The organism is Pectobacterium carotovorum (assembly GCF_033898505.1).
In the GTDB taxonomy this organism is placed as follows: domain Bacteria; phylum Pseudomonadota; class Gammaproteobacteria; order Enterobacterales; family Enterobacteriaceae; genus Pectobacterium; species Pectobacterium carotovorum_J.
On record NZ_JAXAFK010000001.1, the window covers coordinates 39,147 to 55,364 of the forward strand.

The following is a 16,218-nucleotide window of genomic DNA, read 5'->3' on the forward strand; positions in this document are numbered from 1 at the left end:
TATATCGATTTTATCGATGGAATCTAACTGTACTCTACCACCTTATGCGATGAAAATAAGGCCGTAATACGAGGCCATCCATGGTCATGGCGAAAATTGACCAGCAACGTGCAATAAATAAAAGTGAATGTGTTATGCAGAACAAAACCAGCAAAACCTTACGTGAACGTGTATACCATGCGGTAGGCTTTGAACTGATCGCGTTGTCGATCTGTGCGCCGGCGGGTGCCTGGCTGCTGAATAAGCCGCTCTTCGATATGGGGGCACTGGCTATCATGCTGTCCAGCGTCGCGATGATCTGGAATATGATCTACAACACGATATTCGATCGTCTGTGGCCGGCAGATCGCGTTAAGCGTCGGCTGCCGATTCGTATTGCTCACGCGTTGGGGTTTGAAGGCGGTTTTATCCTGATTGGTTTGCCGCTGGCGGCGTGGATGCTGAACGTCACGTTGTGGCAGGCGCTGATGGTGGAGATCGGCTTCTTCCTGTTCTTCCTGCCGTACACCGTGGTGTATAACTGGGCCTACGATGCCCTGCGGGAGCGCATAGTGAACCGCCGTCGCCACGTTCGTCAGGTGTCGACCAGCTCCCGTCTGCGCTAATTCATTTGCGTTAATTCTGTGCGTTACCGGTGTGTCAGTTTAAAGTGCTGATACGCCGGTAGCTCCAGCGATCGCCATAAATACCATGACGCCACCGTGCGATAAGGCCGACATGGCAGGCTGAGTGCCTGCAAATCGCGCGGTTTCGGCATGTCCTGCAAATCGTAAACGTAGCGCAACCCCTGACGAATACCGAGATCGTCGAGCGGCATGATGTCGGTGCGTTCGAGCGAATAAATCAAAAACATTTCTACCGTCCAGCGCCCGATCCCCTTTAGCGACGTCAACTGCTGAATGAGCGTGTCATCATCCATCTCTGCGGCTCGTTCGAGGCTGGGCACCAAACCGCTCAGGGCTCCCTGCGCGATACCGTGCAGCGTATCCGCTTTGCGGGCGGAAAAACCGCACTGCCGCAGCGTGTCGGTGGAGCAGGCCTGCATCTGTTCCGGGCTGGGGAAGGCACCGTCATGTACCCGCAGGAGCTTCGCCACCATCGCGTCCCCGGCTCGCGTCGTTAATTGCTGATAGGCAACGGCACGCATCAGCGCCTCATAGGGTTCCCGGTGTGGCGCGGTCTGATGGCGACAATCGCCAACCTGTTCGATCAGGCTGGCCCAGCGCGTATTGATGGCGCTGAGATGGGTTTTGGCCTGCTGCGTGAAATCCAACGGCGGATGGGATGGCATAAACGGCTTCCATGATGAGAATGCAAAGGGCAGAAAACGAGCATAGGAGATTGCCGCATGGCGCGCCATGTGGAAAGGATTATTCGGATAAAAAAGCAAGAAGTGGCGAGGGGGATTACACGCTGTCGCGGGAACGGCCAGAGGGGAGATTTCAGCGGCAGGCTATGCCGCTGTTATGCGTTAATAATACTCGCCGTGGCGATAGTCCCAGGTGGTGAAGGTATCAGACAGTAGCAACATGACCTTGTCCACATCCAGCCCCTTGCGTATCAACGCCGGGCACGGATACACGCTTCGTCTGCCTTTCTGTTCTGGTATCAACTGACCGTCCGTATCCACCATCGACACCATTACGCCTTGCTCGTAGCGTGTGTCATGGGATTTATTCGGCTGGATAGATTTCACATAGTCGTCGGCTTCGATAATCAGATCGGCAAAGGCACTGATACGTTCACCGATACCTTCCACTTCGCCCCGGTTACCTTTGCCTGACGGATTGGCTGAACTGGCAAAGGTTAATTTACCGTACCCTTCCCACAGCGCCTGCGTGAGGATTTCACTCGGTTTACCGAATTTAATCACAAAGCAGCTGGTTTTGCGGTCATCCATCATCAGCGCTTTCGAGCCGTCTTTAGGGATGCGCGCTAAGGCGTCGTCGTGCCAAGGCAGGATGCAGCCCAGCAGCACATCGGCGTCCCAATGGCGTTGATATAGCCGTTCGATTTCTGGATTCAACTGCGCCAGCGCTTTCAACTGCGCAAGTGAGCCACACAGCACGACACCCGGCTTGTTGCGGTTGCGCTGTTTGGCGTCAAATTTGCGCTCCAGCCCGACCTTATCTGAAGCAATGATGATGTAACCCACTTTGGTTGGTGAAACGATGATTCCCCCGCCGCGTGACATAATGTGCACAGCATCATCATGTAAACCGCCATTCCAGTGAACCTTATTTCCGCTCATGTTGCCCCCTCGCTTGCAGAGAAAAAGCCTGAACCTCACCGTGTACCATGTATTCGCATCACAGATTTGTTCAAAAAGTAACCGACAATGTCGCTGGAAATAGCAACATCGGCGCGATCCGAATGAAAAAGCAAGAGTGGGACGTGTGCATAAGGTCGCTTCGGTTTAGCGTTAGCACATGGCATGACTTTCAGTAATAGTAAGATTGGCAGTAATGCCGAGATTGGAGTGAGGTGTACAAATGCGTAACGATACGATGCTGAGTGATACGCTGTTTCAGGATGCCGACTCGCGCTGGCAGGCGGTGGTGAAGCGTAATCACGCGGCTGACGGCTGCTTTATCTATGCGGTGAAGACGACGGGGATTTACTGTGTGCCTTCCTGTGCGTCACGCCAGCCCCGGCGTGAAAATGTGGTGTTTTTCGCGACGGCCGATGAGGCGCAGGCAGCGGGGTTTCGCCCGTGTAAACGGTGTCGTCAGGGAACGCTTTCGCGGCAGGAACAGCAGGCGCAGCAGATTGCCCACGCGTGCCGGATGATTGAGCGGTCAGCGCATCAGCCGACGCTGGCGGTGCTGGCCCAAGCCGTGGGGATAAGCGCGTTCCATTTTCATCGCGTGTTCAAAACCATCACCGGTCTGACGCCAAAACAGTATGCCAGCGCCCACCGTAATCGGCAGCTGCGTGAACAGCTGGTGGAAAAGAGTGCGGTCACCGACGCTATTACGGCGGCGGGCTATGACGCCAGTGGGCGCTTTTATGCCGCAGCAGGCGCGCATTTAGGGATGACGCCGACGGCGTTTCAGAACAAAGGAAAAGGGATGACGATCCGCTTTGCCGTTGGCCGCTGTTCACTCGGCGAGGTGCTGGTGGCGGAAAGCGAGAAAGGGATCTGCGCGATCCTGCTGGGAGACGATCCTGAATCGCTGCTCAACGCGCTTCAGGAGATGTTTGCTAACGCACAGCTGATTGGCGGCGATGCGGCGTTTGAGCAACGGATGGCGCAGGTTGTCGGGTTTGTCGACGATCCGGCTATCGGGCTGACGCTGCCGCTGGATATTCGCGGTACGGCATTCCAACAGCGTGTCTGGCAGGCGCTGCGGGCGATCCCCGCAGGAGAAACGCAGAGCTATCGTGAGGTCGCTGAACGTATTGGCGCACCGGCCGCCGTGCGTGCGGTCGCGGGTGCCTGTGCGGCAAACCGGCTGGCGGTTGCCATTCCCTGTCATCGCGTGGTCCGGCACGATGGGGCGCTGTCAGGCTATCGCTGGGGCATTGTGCGTAAGCGCGCCCTGCTGGATAAAGAGCAGTTGGACAAAGAACTGCTGGAGAAAGAACAGGGCACGCATCTGTAAGGGGAATCGTTATCGTGAATTTTGATTTATTTGCCGATGAAGCACCGCGTCGCTGGACGGAAACGCTGGCACCGGGTGCGGTCATCCTGCGCGGTCGCGCCTATGACGATGCCCCGTCGTTGCTTGCGGCGCTGAATGCCGTCACCGCGCGTGCGCCGCTGCGGAATATGGTGACGCCGGGCGGTTTTGTGATGTCAGTGGCGATGAGCAACTGCGGGAAACTCGGCTGGGTGACGGATGAACGCGGCTATCGCTATACCTCACACGATCCGCTGAGCGGAGAGGCATGGCCGGCCATGCCGGAGGCCTTTTCCCGGCTAGCGAAGCAGGCGGCGAGTGAAGCCGGTTTTGCTGATTTTGAGCCGGATGCTTGCCTCATCAACCGATATGACGTCGGCACGCGCATGTCCCTGCATCAGGATAAAAACGAACGGGATTTTCGCCAACCTATTGTGTCTGTCTCGCTGGGGCTCAGCGCGACGTTCCTGTTTGGCGGCATGGCGCGCAGTGATAAAGCGCAGCGTGTGGCACTGACGCATGGTGATGTGGTGGTCTGGGGCGGTGAGTCGCGGCTCTATTTCCACGGTATCCTGCCGTTGAAAAGCGGCAATGTGCCGGAAGGGATGTCCGACGAATGCCGTTTTAACCTGACGTTTCGTAAAGCGGGATAAGAGGAATGACCAGCCCGCATGGAGCAATACAGGCTGGTTTTGGGTTGGACGCTTATTTCTTGCTGAACTTCATATAATCAAGGGCGCTTTCTGCCGCGATACGACCGGAGTTGAGCGCAAAGCCAAATGTGCCGCCGCCTAACAGCAGGTCATAGGTGTCGCCATACATGCCAGCAGCATCATTACCCGTGACGTACAGACCCGGAATGACCTCGCCGGATTTATCGATTGCCTGCATTTTCTCATCAATCTTCACGCCGCCGAGTGTGCCCAGCGCGGCAGGCTGCATTCTTACCGCATAGAACGGGCCGGTTTTTACCGGACGCAGGTAATCCATGTTTTTGTTAAACACCTCATCCCGCTTTTGTGCCGCAAACTTATTGTTCTCTTCCAGCGTATGCTTCAACACGCTGGCATCAACGCCCATCTCTTTCGCTAGCCCGTCAACGGTGGCGGATTTGAAGACGAAGCCACGGTTTTTCTGACTTTCCTTCGTAAATTCGCTATCAAATTTCGTCAGCTTGGTATTGGCGATCACCCATTCGCCAATCGGCACATCAATGCCGTCTTCGACGTAATGCTTGCGGGAGGTTTCGTCGAAAATGGAATACATGATGCCGCCCGCTTTTGACAGCGCATTGCCGGAGTGTGGCCAGATGATGACGTTGGATTCATCCGTAAAACGGCGGCCGTGTTGGTCAACCCACAGATAGGGCTGACGCGCGGCGGCCAGCAGGTGTGAATTCGGCGCGTAGTCTGGCAAGCCGGGGCGATAGGCTTGCAGCAGGCCGAGGCCGTCCGGTTTGGCACCGGCTTTCCAGGCCATATTAATTCCGTCGCCGTCTTTACCGACGTTACCGACCATAATGGTATCGGGGAAGGCGGCGTATTTTTGCAGCATCTCTTTATTGTTGGCGTAGCCGCCGGTCGCGATGATGACTGCCTTGGCGTCTATTTGGACGGTGTTGCCGTCGCTATCTTGCGCGATAACGCCCGTGACTTTGCCGTCTTTCACGACCAGATCTTTACCTGCCGTTTTCACCAGCGTGGTGACATCCATGCTTTTAAACTGCTCGTGGAATGTCTTGATCAGATGGCGACCATGGCCGGGGCCGTCGATCACATGCCAGGTCAGCATGCCGCCAGGGCCACCGGGGCCGATGTATTCAAACTTGATGCCTTTCGATTTTACCCATTCAATCGTGTCGGCAGAGCGGTTTACGAAGGCGCGCACTACGAAGGGGTTGGCCATCCAGTGGCTGTAATCCATGATGGTCTTAAAGGCCATATCGTGCGTCACCACAATCCCCTGACGTTTTTGCATGCTGCTGTTGGCGGCGAAGATGCCTTCGGCAAAGTTACCCGTGCCGCCAACTATCGGTTGTTTTTCCAGTAAGACGATTTTTGCCCCTTTCTCGGCAGCGGCCATGGTGGCCGAGGTGCCAGCCGCGCCCGCACCGATAATCACGATATCGGCGCTTTTTGGGATTTCCGGTTTCGCCGCGTCCGCTGCCTGTGCAGCAGACCAGCTCATCATTGAGAGACAGAGCGTCGCGAGTACACTTTTTCTGAAGCGTTTCATGATGTTTTCCTTCATGTTATTCGTATTCTTAGAATGCAGCTGTGCTGCGCGTGGAGAACCAACGGTATTAATTCGCCTTAGCCTGTGAGTACGCGTCTTCCGCCGCTTCTTTCACCGCACCGCTGGTCATCGTGGCGCCAGATACCCCATCAACCTCAATGCTCTGTTTTTCGGTCATGGTTTTTGCGAGTTCGATGGCTGCTTCCCCGCCGACTTCCGGCGTTTCTTCCGGGGCATCAATCGTCGATTTGAGGACTTTCCCCTGTGCATCGATGTCGAGCGTGACGGTGACGTCCCCGCCGATACCCTGTCTGGCGGCGGAGTAGGTACCGGCTTTAAAATTCCCTTCTTGCGCGACCGCGGTACCCACTGCGAATAGCAGGCAGAGTGGAAGCATTCCTGAGCAGATTTTCATATCAATATTTCCCGTCGTTTTTGAATAAATACGGTGAATCACAAGGTTATCTCCCATGAATAAAGTGGTAGCCGTCGTCGTTATTGAGGGGCCTGAATATCAGGCAGCACATTGGTAAGCCAATGCCGAGTAATAAAAACAGCAGGCTGAAAGGGTTAAGGTTGAAGAGGTGTTCAAACTGAGAAAGAAAACGTAATAGCGGAAACGTCAGCGTCATACTGAGCATGACGGACAGTAACTGGCTAATGGTCAGTAGATTATTGCCGCTGTGGTATGTGCTGTTATTCAGGTTGCTAAAGGCCAGGGTGCTTTCTGCTGAATATAAGGTCGAAATCAGCACGCCTAATATCATGGCAATAATGCCGATGAGAGGCATCGATTGCTCCTGCACGGCGGCGCTCAGGGCGAGGATACATAGCGATGTCACGCCGGTTGTCAGCATCAATAGCCGCCGGTAGCCAGTACGCTTGACCAGCGGTTCAAACAGCAGCTTTGACAGCAGCGCGCCGCTGGAAAAAAGCAGCAGAATCAGGCTGGTTTCAGCGGGTTTGCAGGCCAGCGTTGTTTGCAGCATTAACGACAGGACGACGGGTGTTGATGCCAGCAGCGTTCGCGTTGCGACGCCGCCAATTATGCCGACAGAAAAGGTTCTGATGCCGAACAGTGCGCGGGGGAATAGCGCAGTCTCTGCGATGAGGTGCTGCCGATAGTAAAGCAAAACCAGCCCCAGCGTGCTGCAAGACAGAAATAACATGACGAACGTTGGCAATATATTTTTCGTGGCGGTGGTTAGCATGAAGGCCACGAGAAATAACATCAAAATGGGAAAGGCTAATTCATAGGCGCCGGTGCGAGATGTCTCTTTTAGCGGCGCTGCAGGAATAGTGTGGCTTGCCAGAAAAAAGCAGACTACAGCCAGCGGAATATTCACGAGGAATATCGCCTGCCACGAGAGCAAGCTAACCAGAATATTACCGACAACGGGGCCGAGCAGGGTGCCAAGTAATCCCAATAAGGTCACCCGATTCAGGAAGCGTAATTTCAGACTCTGCGGCGTGGTGCGCAAGATGACGGTTCTGATGATGGGTAGCATGAGCGCACCGCCGATGCCCTGAATAAAGCGGTATACGCTTAAACTGCCGAGCGTGGTTGCCGTCATGCACAGCAGCGAGCCGATCATGAACGTGGCGATGGCGATCTGGTAGGTTTTCTTCTCTCCCAACCGTTCCGCCAGCCAGCTATTGGCCGGCGTAAACGCGACAACCGTGACAATGTAGGCGATCACAATCGCCTCCATATGCAACGCCGGCTGGTGTAGCGACTGCGCAATGGCGGGGATGGCGACGTACACCATGGTGGTATCCAGGGACTGCATGAAAAAAGTAACCGAAGCAATCCAGAATAAGACCCATGACGTATTCATTCAGGCCACCGTCATTTGTCCGGCATAAAGCACGAACAGTCGCAGCAGGAACACGCCGAACAGGCTCATGACGGCTAACGTAATCAGCTGGCCTTTACTGGCATGGACAGAAGGCTTACACACCCGATTGGCAATGGAGGGAATCACAATGCCGATACCGATAATGCCAATCCAGAATACGCCACCCCAGAAGCCCGAGAGCGCAGTCTGTGCGGCGACAACCTTTTGTCCGCCGCCAAGTAGCAGCCCGATAAAAAACGCGAACAGCAGGAACAGTTCGGCGTACACCACCGGTGTTTCCACGCGGTGGATGAAATGCAGGGAGCGTGAATGGCTTGAGGTCGTGTTCCCCCACGCGCTGGCCAGCAGCATGACGGCAATGCCGGAGGTGGTGCCGGATACCAGAAACAGGACGGGCAGAATGGGGTTATTCAAGAGCGGGAACGATTTCAACGCGGACAGCAAGAAGCCGGTATAGCAGCCGAGCAGGATGGCCAGCACCAGCAGCAGGTTTTCAATTATCGCGGCCTTGTTTACGATCATCTCCGCCAGCTTACGCACTTTCGCCGCCAGCGCAGGCCGATGCCAGACGGCCTCAAGCTGCGTCAGCCACCCGTCATGATAAAGCGTGATGAGCCATAACAGCATCACGACGAAGTACACCTGAAAGAGCATTACGCCCAGCGACATGATGGACGTCGGGTTGTAAAAGACCATCAAATACCAGAAGGTCAGCGGTTGAGTCAGATGAAAAATCAGAATCGCCAGCCCGAGGATGACGGCGAGCGGTGCCACGATGGCGGTGGCTTTGATGAGGCGATTACTGCCGTGATACTCGCTGGGAACGTAGTGCCTGAGGAACATCGAGAGCGTGACCATTCCTGCCGAAATGCCGACCAGAAGAAGATAAACGGCGATGGGCCAGTCCCATACCAGCGTATCGAACGTGAAGGCGTTATGCATTGTCGATTTCTCCTCGTTTCCCCGGCATACGGTAGAGTTGGGGTTCGGTGCCCAGATAAACCTTGGAACGGTAAGTCGCGTTGCTGGCGATCATCTTGGCAATGTTGCTTTCAGGATCGTTGAGATCGCCAAATACCAAGGCTTTGGTGGGGCAGATTTCGACGCAGGCGGGCTGCTTTCCGGCGGCCAGATTGGTTTGCCGACAAAAGTTACATTTGTCCGCCGTCTTCGTGACCGGGTTGATGAAACGCACATGGTAAGGACACGCGGCAATGCAGTAGCGGCAGCCCACGCAGCGCTTGTCATTGACGTCGACAATACCGGTGAGCGCATCTTTGAAGGATGCCCCCGTTGGGCAGACGGCAACGCAGGGCGGGTTCTCACAGTGCTGACAGGATTTACGGAAAAATTGCTTAATGGCGCGCGTTTTCTCGACGGCGGAAATATCGACGGTTTGCAATATATCCAGCCGGGTTACACCATCGGGCACGTTATTGGTCTCTTTACAGGCCTTGATACAGGCTTTGCAGCCGATACAGCGCATTTCGTTATGCAATAAGCCATATTTAACGGCTACTTTACCCTGCGCTTTTTCGGGCTCATTTTGCGCGTGGGCGAAACCGATATGCCCACTAATGGCAATCGTACTTCCCATATAGGCAATAAAACGACGGCGAGATAATTCTTCCATATTATAAATCTTCACATTGAGATGATAGCCGTGCGAATACCATAAGATGTCATAGACATTATTAATGTCGCCATCGTGTTAATATTTCGCAGTGTGGCGCTAATAGAAAATAGCGGTCCATCGTTACGATGGAAATAATAAATAAGCCACGTTGTTATTATGGTTTTATTGGAGCATGGGGATAAAAGACTAAGTGTGCGCTTGGTCACGTTTGTTTTTTTGTATATCCGTATATAACAAATACTGATTTGTTATAAATGCAGTTTTATTTCTCTCGTTAGCTTAAGAAATTGTGTTTCTATTATATGGATGCAAGTTGCTATTTTTATTTTTGTGATAAAAACGAATAATTGATGTGTATCAGATTGTCGATTTTTTATGTGAGTAGTAAAGGGGGGCGGAATGGATAATGACTTTTTCCGTAACAAATAAAAAACGTTAGTGCGTATTTAGCACTAACGTTTGTGTAACAAAATAATGGAGGGATAGACTAAAAACCGTAAACGGGTATTAAGGTTTTAGGTGTTTATCAAGAAAGCCCACGGTAATTTTCATGATTTCAGGCTGTAGCCAATGCGACCCGCCATGCTCTGCGTCTTTAACGCGGTAGTACGTTGATTCAATGTTTTTTGCCGTCAGAGCCTGATATAACCGCTCGGTCTGGCGTGGCGAAACCGAAGTATCGTTGGTACCGTGCATAATCAGGAACGGCGGTGTAGTGGTGCCGATAAAATTAATCGGGTTGGCTGCTGCGGCTTTGTCAGGGTAGCGGGTGATGGCGCCTCCTTCGTTAAACACGGCGGTGCCGTTGACCCAGATAGCTTCTGTTGCAGAAGGCGATGCGTGTTTCTGAACGACATCATCAGGGAAGCCTTCGCCGACGAGCGTCAGATCGGATAAGCCATAGAAATCAATGACGGCCTGGACATCACTGCTTTGGTCGAGATTATCGCCTTTATCGTAGGCTTTTGAGCCATTTGTCACCCCGGCAAACGCCGCCAGGTAGCCTCCTGCCGATGAACCGAAAACCGCGGCATGTCGGCCGTCAATGCCGAACTTTTTCGCATTGGCGCGTAGATAGCGAATGGCGGATTTGACATCTTCCAACGGCGAGGGGAAAAGAACGGTGGGGGCGACGCGGTATTCCATGCTGGCAACCACATAACCGGCTTCGGCAATGCTCAGGCGCTGTTGCAGGTAATTATCTTTATTGGCGTTAATAAAGCCGCCGCCGGTAATGAATAACACAACGGGGAGCGCCTTCTTCGCGTCGGGCTGAAGAATATCCATTTTTAATGCCACATTCGGATAGCCCCGCATCGATACCTGAGAATAAACGACGTCAGAGATTAACTTCACGGATATCGTTTCCTGCTTTACGGTAATTTCATACTGATTCTGTGCCGCATTGATTGCGGTCGTGCTCATCATTGCCAAGGTCGCTAACCCTATTTTTGTTGTTGTCGAATAATCCATATCTTAAGTCCTTTTGTTAGGGAAATGTAAACTTTTTGGTTTGTGAGAGGTGATGTCGTATTTGTAAAAATAATATTAAAAAATCTTTAATATTATTGGTGCTTCATCTTAATTGAATAAATTATTTCCTCGTTGATAATAAGTTGACTATATCTACTATTAACGTTATTTCTCATGAATTAAATGTGCATCTAATCACATTTGATTATTTACAAATCATTATAATTGTTATTATGGCCGCTTATAGAAGCTATCGTTGATGCGTAATATAAAGCAATGCTCAGTATAAAACGTGTGATTTATTATCAGGAACTCATCCGGGTCGGGAGTTTCACTAAAGCGGCAAAAGCGCTGAATATCTCTCAGGCGTTTTTGTCGCAGGAGATCGCGCGGCTGGAACTTGAAACGGAAAGAAAACTGATTAACAGAACCACCCGGCAGTTTTCTCTGACGCCATTCGGGAAGATCTTTGCTGACAAAATTCAGGGGATGATTAAAGAGCACTATGAGCTGGAGCAATTCGTCAGTAGCTATGAGGAAAGCACGGATGGCGCGCTACTGGTTGGTGTGATCCCGATATTCAATCGCTTGGCCCACTACAATATGTTTAACCTGTTTCAGAAAGCCTATCCTAATATCGATATCTCTTTCATTGACGGCGTAAGCACGGACTTACTGGAAAGAGTGCGCAATGGCGAGATCCACCTGTCTTTCTCGACGCCTTTTGATGAGTACCTGAACGATCCATTGTTTCATCACACCATTTGCCAGATCGATGACATTGTGGCAGTGATGGCGACGTCGCACCCGCTTGCTGACAATCAGACGCTAAGTTTGCCGCAGCTGGTAAAAGAAAAGCTGATCGTGCCGCAAAAAGGGACGGGGGAACACGCCGTGGTTTCCGAATCCTTCACCCGACAGGGCATCAACCCCAGCTACTTTCGTGAATGCAGTAACATGGACATCATTATGGATCTGGTGATCAACCTGTCCGGCGTGGTCTTCCTCTGTTCATCTGTCGCCAAAAGCCTGACCGCTTACGATGTCGCGGTTATTCCGCTGGAAGAGAAACTGAAAAGGACTTTCGCTATTAGCTATCTGAAACGCAGCACGAACATTCCCATGGTGCGACTGTTTCTGGATTTCCTGCAAGACTACAGCGAGTCCGTTCGGTAAGGGTTTTCCTTGTTTGGAAGGGGCGGATAGCCTGCGCGCGTACCGCCGCAGAGAACGTGCTTCGCGCTCCTGCCATCCCTGATGCGCTGACTTGATGAACGGTTGCCGCCTTTTTCTCCCCCCATGTTTTATCCCTTCGATGCGCCCTGGTTTCTCTTCCCGACCTTCATAGATTTTAGATAAATGTTGCAGATGTGAATAAATGTGAGGCGATTCAAATTATCGCTATTAATATACTTGTATGGTAGTCAGCATAAACGAATGGCTACATGCACAGAAGGATAAGTAACGTGAAGATTGTCAGCGCTGAAGTGTTTGTCACCTGCCCGGGACGGAACTTTGTCACCCTGAAAATTACGACCGATAGCGGATTAACCGGCCTTGGCGATGCGACGCTCAACGGGCGTGAACTGCCGGTCGCTTCTTACCTCAAAGATCACGTGTGTCCGCAGCTTATTGGCCGCGATGCGCACCAGATCGAAGACATTTGGCAATATTTCTACAAAGGCGCGTACTGGCGCCGTGGCCCGGTGACGATGTCTGCCATTTCGGCGGTCGACATGGCGCTGTGGGACATCAAGGCCAAAGCCGCCAACATGCCGCTCTACCAACTGCTGGGCGGGGCATCGCGCACGGGTGTGATGGTGTATTGCCACACGACGGGCCACTCGATTGATGAAGTGCTGGATGATTACGCCAAGCATCGCGATCAGGGCTTCAAGGCGATTCGCGTACAGTGCGGCGTGCCGGGTATGAAAACCACCTACGGTATGGCGAAAGGCAAAGGGTTGGCGTATGAGCCGGCGACAAAAGGCAGTCTGCCGGAAGAACAGCTGTGGTCGACGGAAAAATACCTCGATTTCACGCCGAAGCTGTTTGAGGCGGTGCGCGATAAGTTTGGCTTCAACGAGCACATGCTTCATGACATGCACCACCGCCTGACGCCGATTGAAGCAGCGCGCTTTGGCAAAAGCATTGAAGACTATCGCCTCTTCTGGATGGAAGATCCGACGCCTGCGGAAAACCAGGAGTGTTTCCGTTTAATCCGCCAACACACCGTCACGCCGATTGCGGTCGGTGAAGTCTTTAACAGTATTTGGGATTGCAAGCAACTGATCGAAGAACAGCTCATCGACTACATTCGCACGACGATTACCCACGCGGGCGGGATTACCGGCATGCGTCGCATCGCCGATTTTGCCTCGCTCTATCAGGTGCGCACCGGTTCGCACGGGCCATCGGATCTGTCGCCTATCTGCATGGGGGCGGCGCTGCATTTTGACCTCTGGGTGCCAAACTTCGGCGTACAGGAATACATGGGTTATTCGGAGCAAATGCTGGAGGTGTTCCCGCATAGCTGGACGTTTGATAACGGCTACATGCACCCAGGCGAAAAACCGGGGTTAGGCATTGAGTTCGATGAAAAGCTGGCGGCCAAATATCCCTATGACCCCGCTTATTTGCCAGTTGCCCGTCTGGAAGACGGCACGTTGTGGAATTGGTAAGAGTGGAATTTGGAATAAGAGGCCAACACATGAAAAGCATTGTGATACAGCAGCCGAATACGCTGGTGATTGAAGAACGTCCGATTCCACAACCCGCGGCAGGTGAAGTTCGGGTGAAGGTGAAACTGGCGGGCATCTGTGGTTCGGACAGCCATATCTACCGCGGGCATAACCCCTTTGCCAAGTACCCGCGCGTGATTGGGCATGAATTCTTCGGCGTGATTGAGGCGGTGGGTGAGGGCGTGGGGGCATCCCGTCTGGGCGAACGCGTGTCGGTCGATCCGGTCGTGAGCTGCGGCCACTGCTACCCGTGTTCCATCGGCAAGCCGAACGTCTGTACCTCGCTGGTGGTGCTGGGCGTGCATCGTGACGGCGGGTTCAGCGAATATGCTGCTGTACCGGCGAAGAATGCACACGTCATTCCCGATGAAATTCCTGACGAGTTCGCCGTCATGGTGGAACCCTTCACGATTTCCGCCAATGTGACCGCGCAGGTGAAACCGACGGAGCAGGATGTCGCCCTGATTTATGGCGCGGGGCCGATGGGGTTGACCTCGGTTCAGGTGCTGAAAGGCGTGTTCAACGTGAAGGAGGTGATTGTTGTTGACCGCATTCCTGAACGTCTGGATATGGCATTGCGTAGCGGAGCGGACAGGGTCATCAACAACGCATCGCTGTCATTAAAAGACGAACTGGAAGCGTTGAATATCAAGCCTACGCTGATCGTTGACGCTGCCTGTCATCCGTCTATTTTGCAGGAAGCGATTACGATTGCCTCTCCGGCAGCGCGTATCGCCATCATGGGCTTTTCCAGCGAACCTTGCCAGGTTAGCCAGCAGGGCATCACCAGCAAAGAGCTCTCCATCTTCTCATCACGATTGAATGCCAACAAATTCCCTATCGTGATTGCGTGGCTGAAAGAGAAACGTATCGATCCGGCAAAACTGATTACGCATCGGTTTGATTATCAGCAGGTGGTACAGGCGATTGAGGTCTTTGAAAAAGATCAAAAGTGCTGCTGTAAAGTCCTGCTGACGTTTAATGAAGCATGACAGATATAAATAATGGTACCGAATAATATAAAAGGAAAAACGTTATCGATTACAGAATAATATCATGATTCCTTTGAAGTAATTATTTCTCTCTTAATCACTCCAGACCGCTAATAACGGACTGGAGTGGATTGCGACACCATGATGAACGGTAATTTTATTTACTGTGCTCTACCATAATTACAAATCGTCGAGAGTATATATATGAATACGCATAAAATAGCATCTGGACAAAATAAGCCTGCAAGAAGTACCTCTGACTTAGTCAAAGCGGCGGTGTCCGGCTGGCTGGGCACCGCACTGGAATTTATGGATTTCCAGCTGTATTCGCTCGGGGCGGCGCTGGTTTTCCATGAAATCTTCTTCCCTGAACAATCGGCGGCGATGGCGCTGATTCTGGCAATGGGGACTTATGGTGCTGGCTACGTGGCACGTATCGTCGGCGCCTTTATTTTCGGCCGTATGGGTGACTCCATCGGTAGAAAGAAAGTGCTCTTTATTACCATTACCATGATGGGTATCTGTACCACGTTAATCGGCGTGCTGCCGACCTACGCGCAGATCGGTATTTTCGCGCCGATATTGCTGGTGACCTTGCGCATCGTGCAGGGGTTAGGCGCGGGCGCGGAGATCTCCGGTGCGGGAACGATGCTGGCGGAATATGCGCCGAAGGGGAAACGCGGGATTATTTCCTCACTGGTGGCGATGGGCACCAACTGCGGTACGCTTAGCGCCACCGCTATCTGGGCCTTCATGTTCTTTGCCCTCTCCAGAGAAGAATTACTGGCGTGGGGCTGGCGTGTACCGTTCCTGGCCAGCGTCGTCGTGATGATATTCGCGATCTGGCTGCGTATGAACCTGAAAGAAAGCCCGGTCTTTGAGAAAGTCAGCAATGACGTATCCGGTACCGAAGAGCCATCCCCCGCGCTGGTGGTTGAGCAAAGCGAGCAGAAATCGATCCTGTCGATGTTCAAAAGCAAAGCGTTTTGGCTGGCTACCGGGCTGCGTTTCGGTCAGGCGGGAAACTCAGGGTTAATTCAGACCTTTCTGGCCGGATATTTGGTTCAAACGCTGCTGTTTGAGAAATATATTCCTACTGACGCGTTAATGATTAGTTCTATTATCGGATTTATTACGATTCCATTATTAGGATGGCTGTCAGATAAAGTCGGTCGCCGCGTACCTTATATTATCCTGAATATTTCGGCGATATTGTTAGCCTACCCGATGCTCTCTCTTATTGTTGATAAAGAGAATAGCGTCAATGTGATTATCGTCAGCATCATCATTATTCATAACTTCGCGGTACTGGGATTATTTGCGCTGGAAAATATCACCATGGCGGAAATGTTCGGTGGACGCAGCCGCTTTACGCAAATGGCGATTGCCAAAGAAACCGGTGGTTTGGTTGCCGTTGGTTTTGGTCCGGTATTAGCGGGTATTTTCTGCAACATGACCGGTTCCTGGTGGCCGATTGTTGTGATGCTGATTGCTTATTCAGTGATTGGTTTATTCGCGGCCATCTGCATGCCTGAAGTGAAAGATCGCGATTTAGATGAATTAGACGACGCAGCATAACGTTCAGATTGTCATTGTTCGAGTTGCAGATGAGGTGACCTTGCTGCAACTCGAATCATTTAGGGCGTAGACGTATTTTTT

General features: G+C 52.4%; 15 protein-coding genes. 7 read left to right on the forward strand and 8 right to left on the reverse strand.

The annotated features are described in order from the left end of the window. Positions 1 to 134 precede the first annotated feature (134 nt). The gene (locus tag R9X49_RS00160) at positions 135 to 605 is read left to right on the forward strand and encodes a multidrug/biocide efflux PACE transporter (RefSeq protein WP_319846727.1); all 471 of its coding nucleotides are present in this window, start codon (positions 135 to 137) and stop codon (positions 603 to 605) included. 23 nt (positions 606 to 628) lie between these two features. On the opposite strand, the gene R9X49_RS00165 is transcribed toward R9X49_RS00160, so the two are convergent. Together R9X49_RS00165 and R9X49_RS00170 are read right to left on the reverse strand one after the other, a co-directional pair. Beyond that, positions 629 to 1,291: a DNA-3-methyladenine glycosylase 2 family protein gene (locus tag R9X49_RS00165; RefSeq protein WP_319846728.1), complete on the reverse strand. Its 663-nt coding sequence runs from the start codon at positions 1,289 to 1,291 to the stop codon at positions 629 to 631. A 180-nt stretch (positions 1,292 to 1,471) separates the two neighbouring features. Further along, positions 1,472 to 2,251 (reverse strand): L-threonylcarbamoyladenylate synthase, encoded by a 780-nt coding sequence (locus tag R9X49_RS00170; protein ID WP_319846729.1) that lies wholly within the window; start codon positions 2,249 to 2,251, stop codon positions 1,472 to 1,474. Positions 2,252 to 2,492: 241 nt separating this feature from the next. Between R9X49_RS00170 and ada the strand changes: the two genes are divergently transcribed. Next, on the forward strand, positions 2,493 to 3,605 hold the full coding sequence (ada, locus tag R9X49_RS00175) for a bifunctional DNA-binding transcriptional regulator/O6-methylguanine-DNA methyltransferase Ada (protein ID WP_319846730.1): 1,113 nt from the start codon (positions 2,493 to 2,495) through the stop codon (positions 3,603 to 3,605). 14 nt (positions 3,606 to 3,619) lie between these two features. Next, on the forward strand, positions 3,620 to 4,276 hold the full coding sequence (gene alkB, locus R9X49_RS00180; protein ID WP_319846731.1) for a DNA oxidative demethylase AlkB: 657 nt from the start codon (positions 3,620 to 3,622) through the stop codon (positions 4,274 to 4,276). Positions 4,277 to 4,328: 52 nt separating this feature from the next. Here alkB and R9X49_RS00185 read toward each other — a convergent pair whose 3' ends face one another. The 6 genes from R9X49_RS00185 to R9X49_RS00210 form a co-directional block, all read right to left on the reverse strand. Then, complete coding sequence (locus R9X49_RS00185; protein ID WP_319846732.1) at positions 4,329 to 5,858, reverse strand: FAD-dependent oxidoreductase; 1,530 nt, start codon at positions 5,856 to 5,858, stop codon at positions 4,329 to 4,331. A 67-nt stretch (positions 5,859 to 5,925) separates the two neighbouring features. Next, positions 5,926 to 6,273: an FMN-binding protein gene (locus tag R9X49_RS00190; protein ID WP_319846733.1), complete on the reverse strand. Its 348-nt coding sequence runs from the start codon at positions 6,271 to 6,273 to the stop codon at positions 5,926 to 5,928. Positions 6,274 to 6,319: 46 nt separating this feature from the next. Continuing rightward, positions 6,320 to 7,696 carry an MFS transporter gene (locus R9X49_RS00195; protein WP_319846734.1) on the reverse strand — a complete coding sequence of 459 codons (1,377 nt, stop codon included), beginning with the start codon at positions 7,694 to 7,696 and terminating at the stop codon, positions 6,320 to 6,322. Then, entirely contained in the window at positions 7,697 to 8,659 is a 963-nt protein-coding gene (nrfD, locus tag R9X49_RS00200; protein ID WP_319846735.1) for a cytochrome c nitrite reductase subunit NrfD, read from the reverse strand. Then, positions 8,652 to 9,350 carry a 4Fe-4S dicluster domain-containing protein gene (locus R9X49_RS00205; RefSeq protein WP_319846736.1) on the reverse strand — a complete coding sequence of 233 codons (699 nt, stop codon included), beginning with the start codon at positions 9,348 to 9,350 and terminating at the stop codon, positions 8,652 to 8,654. Before R9X49_RS00205 ends, nrfD begins: the two co-directional genes overlap by 8 nt. A gap of 510 nt (positions 9,351 to 9,860) precedes the next feature. Further along, positions 9,861 to 10,826, reverse strand: coding sequence for an alpha/beta hydrolase (locus R9X49_RS00210; protein ID WP_319846737.1), 966 nt, complete (start codon positions 10,824 to 10,826; stop codon positions 9,861 to 9,863). 276 nt (positions 10,827 to 11,102) lie between these two features. On the opposite strand from R9X49_RS00210, the gene R9X49_RS00215 reads away from it, so the two are divergent. From R9X49_RS00215 to R9X49_RS00230, 4 genes are all read left to right on the forward strand, one after another. Further along, complete coding sequence (locus R9X49_RS00215; protein ID WP_319846738.1) at positions 11,103 to 12,002, forward strand: LysR family transcriptional regulator; 900 nt, start codon at positions 11,103 to 11,105, stop codon at positions 12,000 to 12,002. A gap of 290 nt (positions 12,003 to 12,292) precedes the next feature. After that, complete coding sequence (gene manD / locus R9X49_RS00220) at positions 12,293 to 13,507, forward strand: D-mannonate dehydratase ManD (RefSeq protein WP_319846739.1); 1,215 nt, start codon at positions 12,293 to 12,295, stop codon at positions 13,505 to 13,507. 29 nt (positions 13,508 to 13,536) lie between these two features. Further along, positions 13,537 to 14,559 (forward strand): Zn-dependent oxidoreductase, encoded by a 1,023-nt coding sequence (locus R9X49_RS00225; protein WP_319846740.1) that lies wholly within the window; start codon positions 13,537 to 13,539, stop codon positions 14,557 to 14,559. A 204-nt stretch (positions 14,560 to 14,763) separates the two neighbouring features. After that, positions 14,764 to 16,137, forward strand: a complete 1,374-nt coding sequence (locus R9X49_RS00230) for an MFS transporter (RefSeq protein WP_319846741.1) — start codon at positions 14,764 to 14,766, stop codon at positions 16,135 to 16,137. Positions 16,138 to 16,218: the final 81 nt, after the last annotated feature.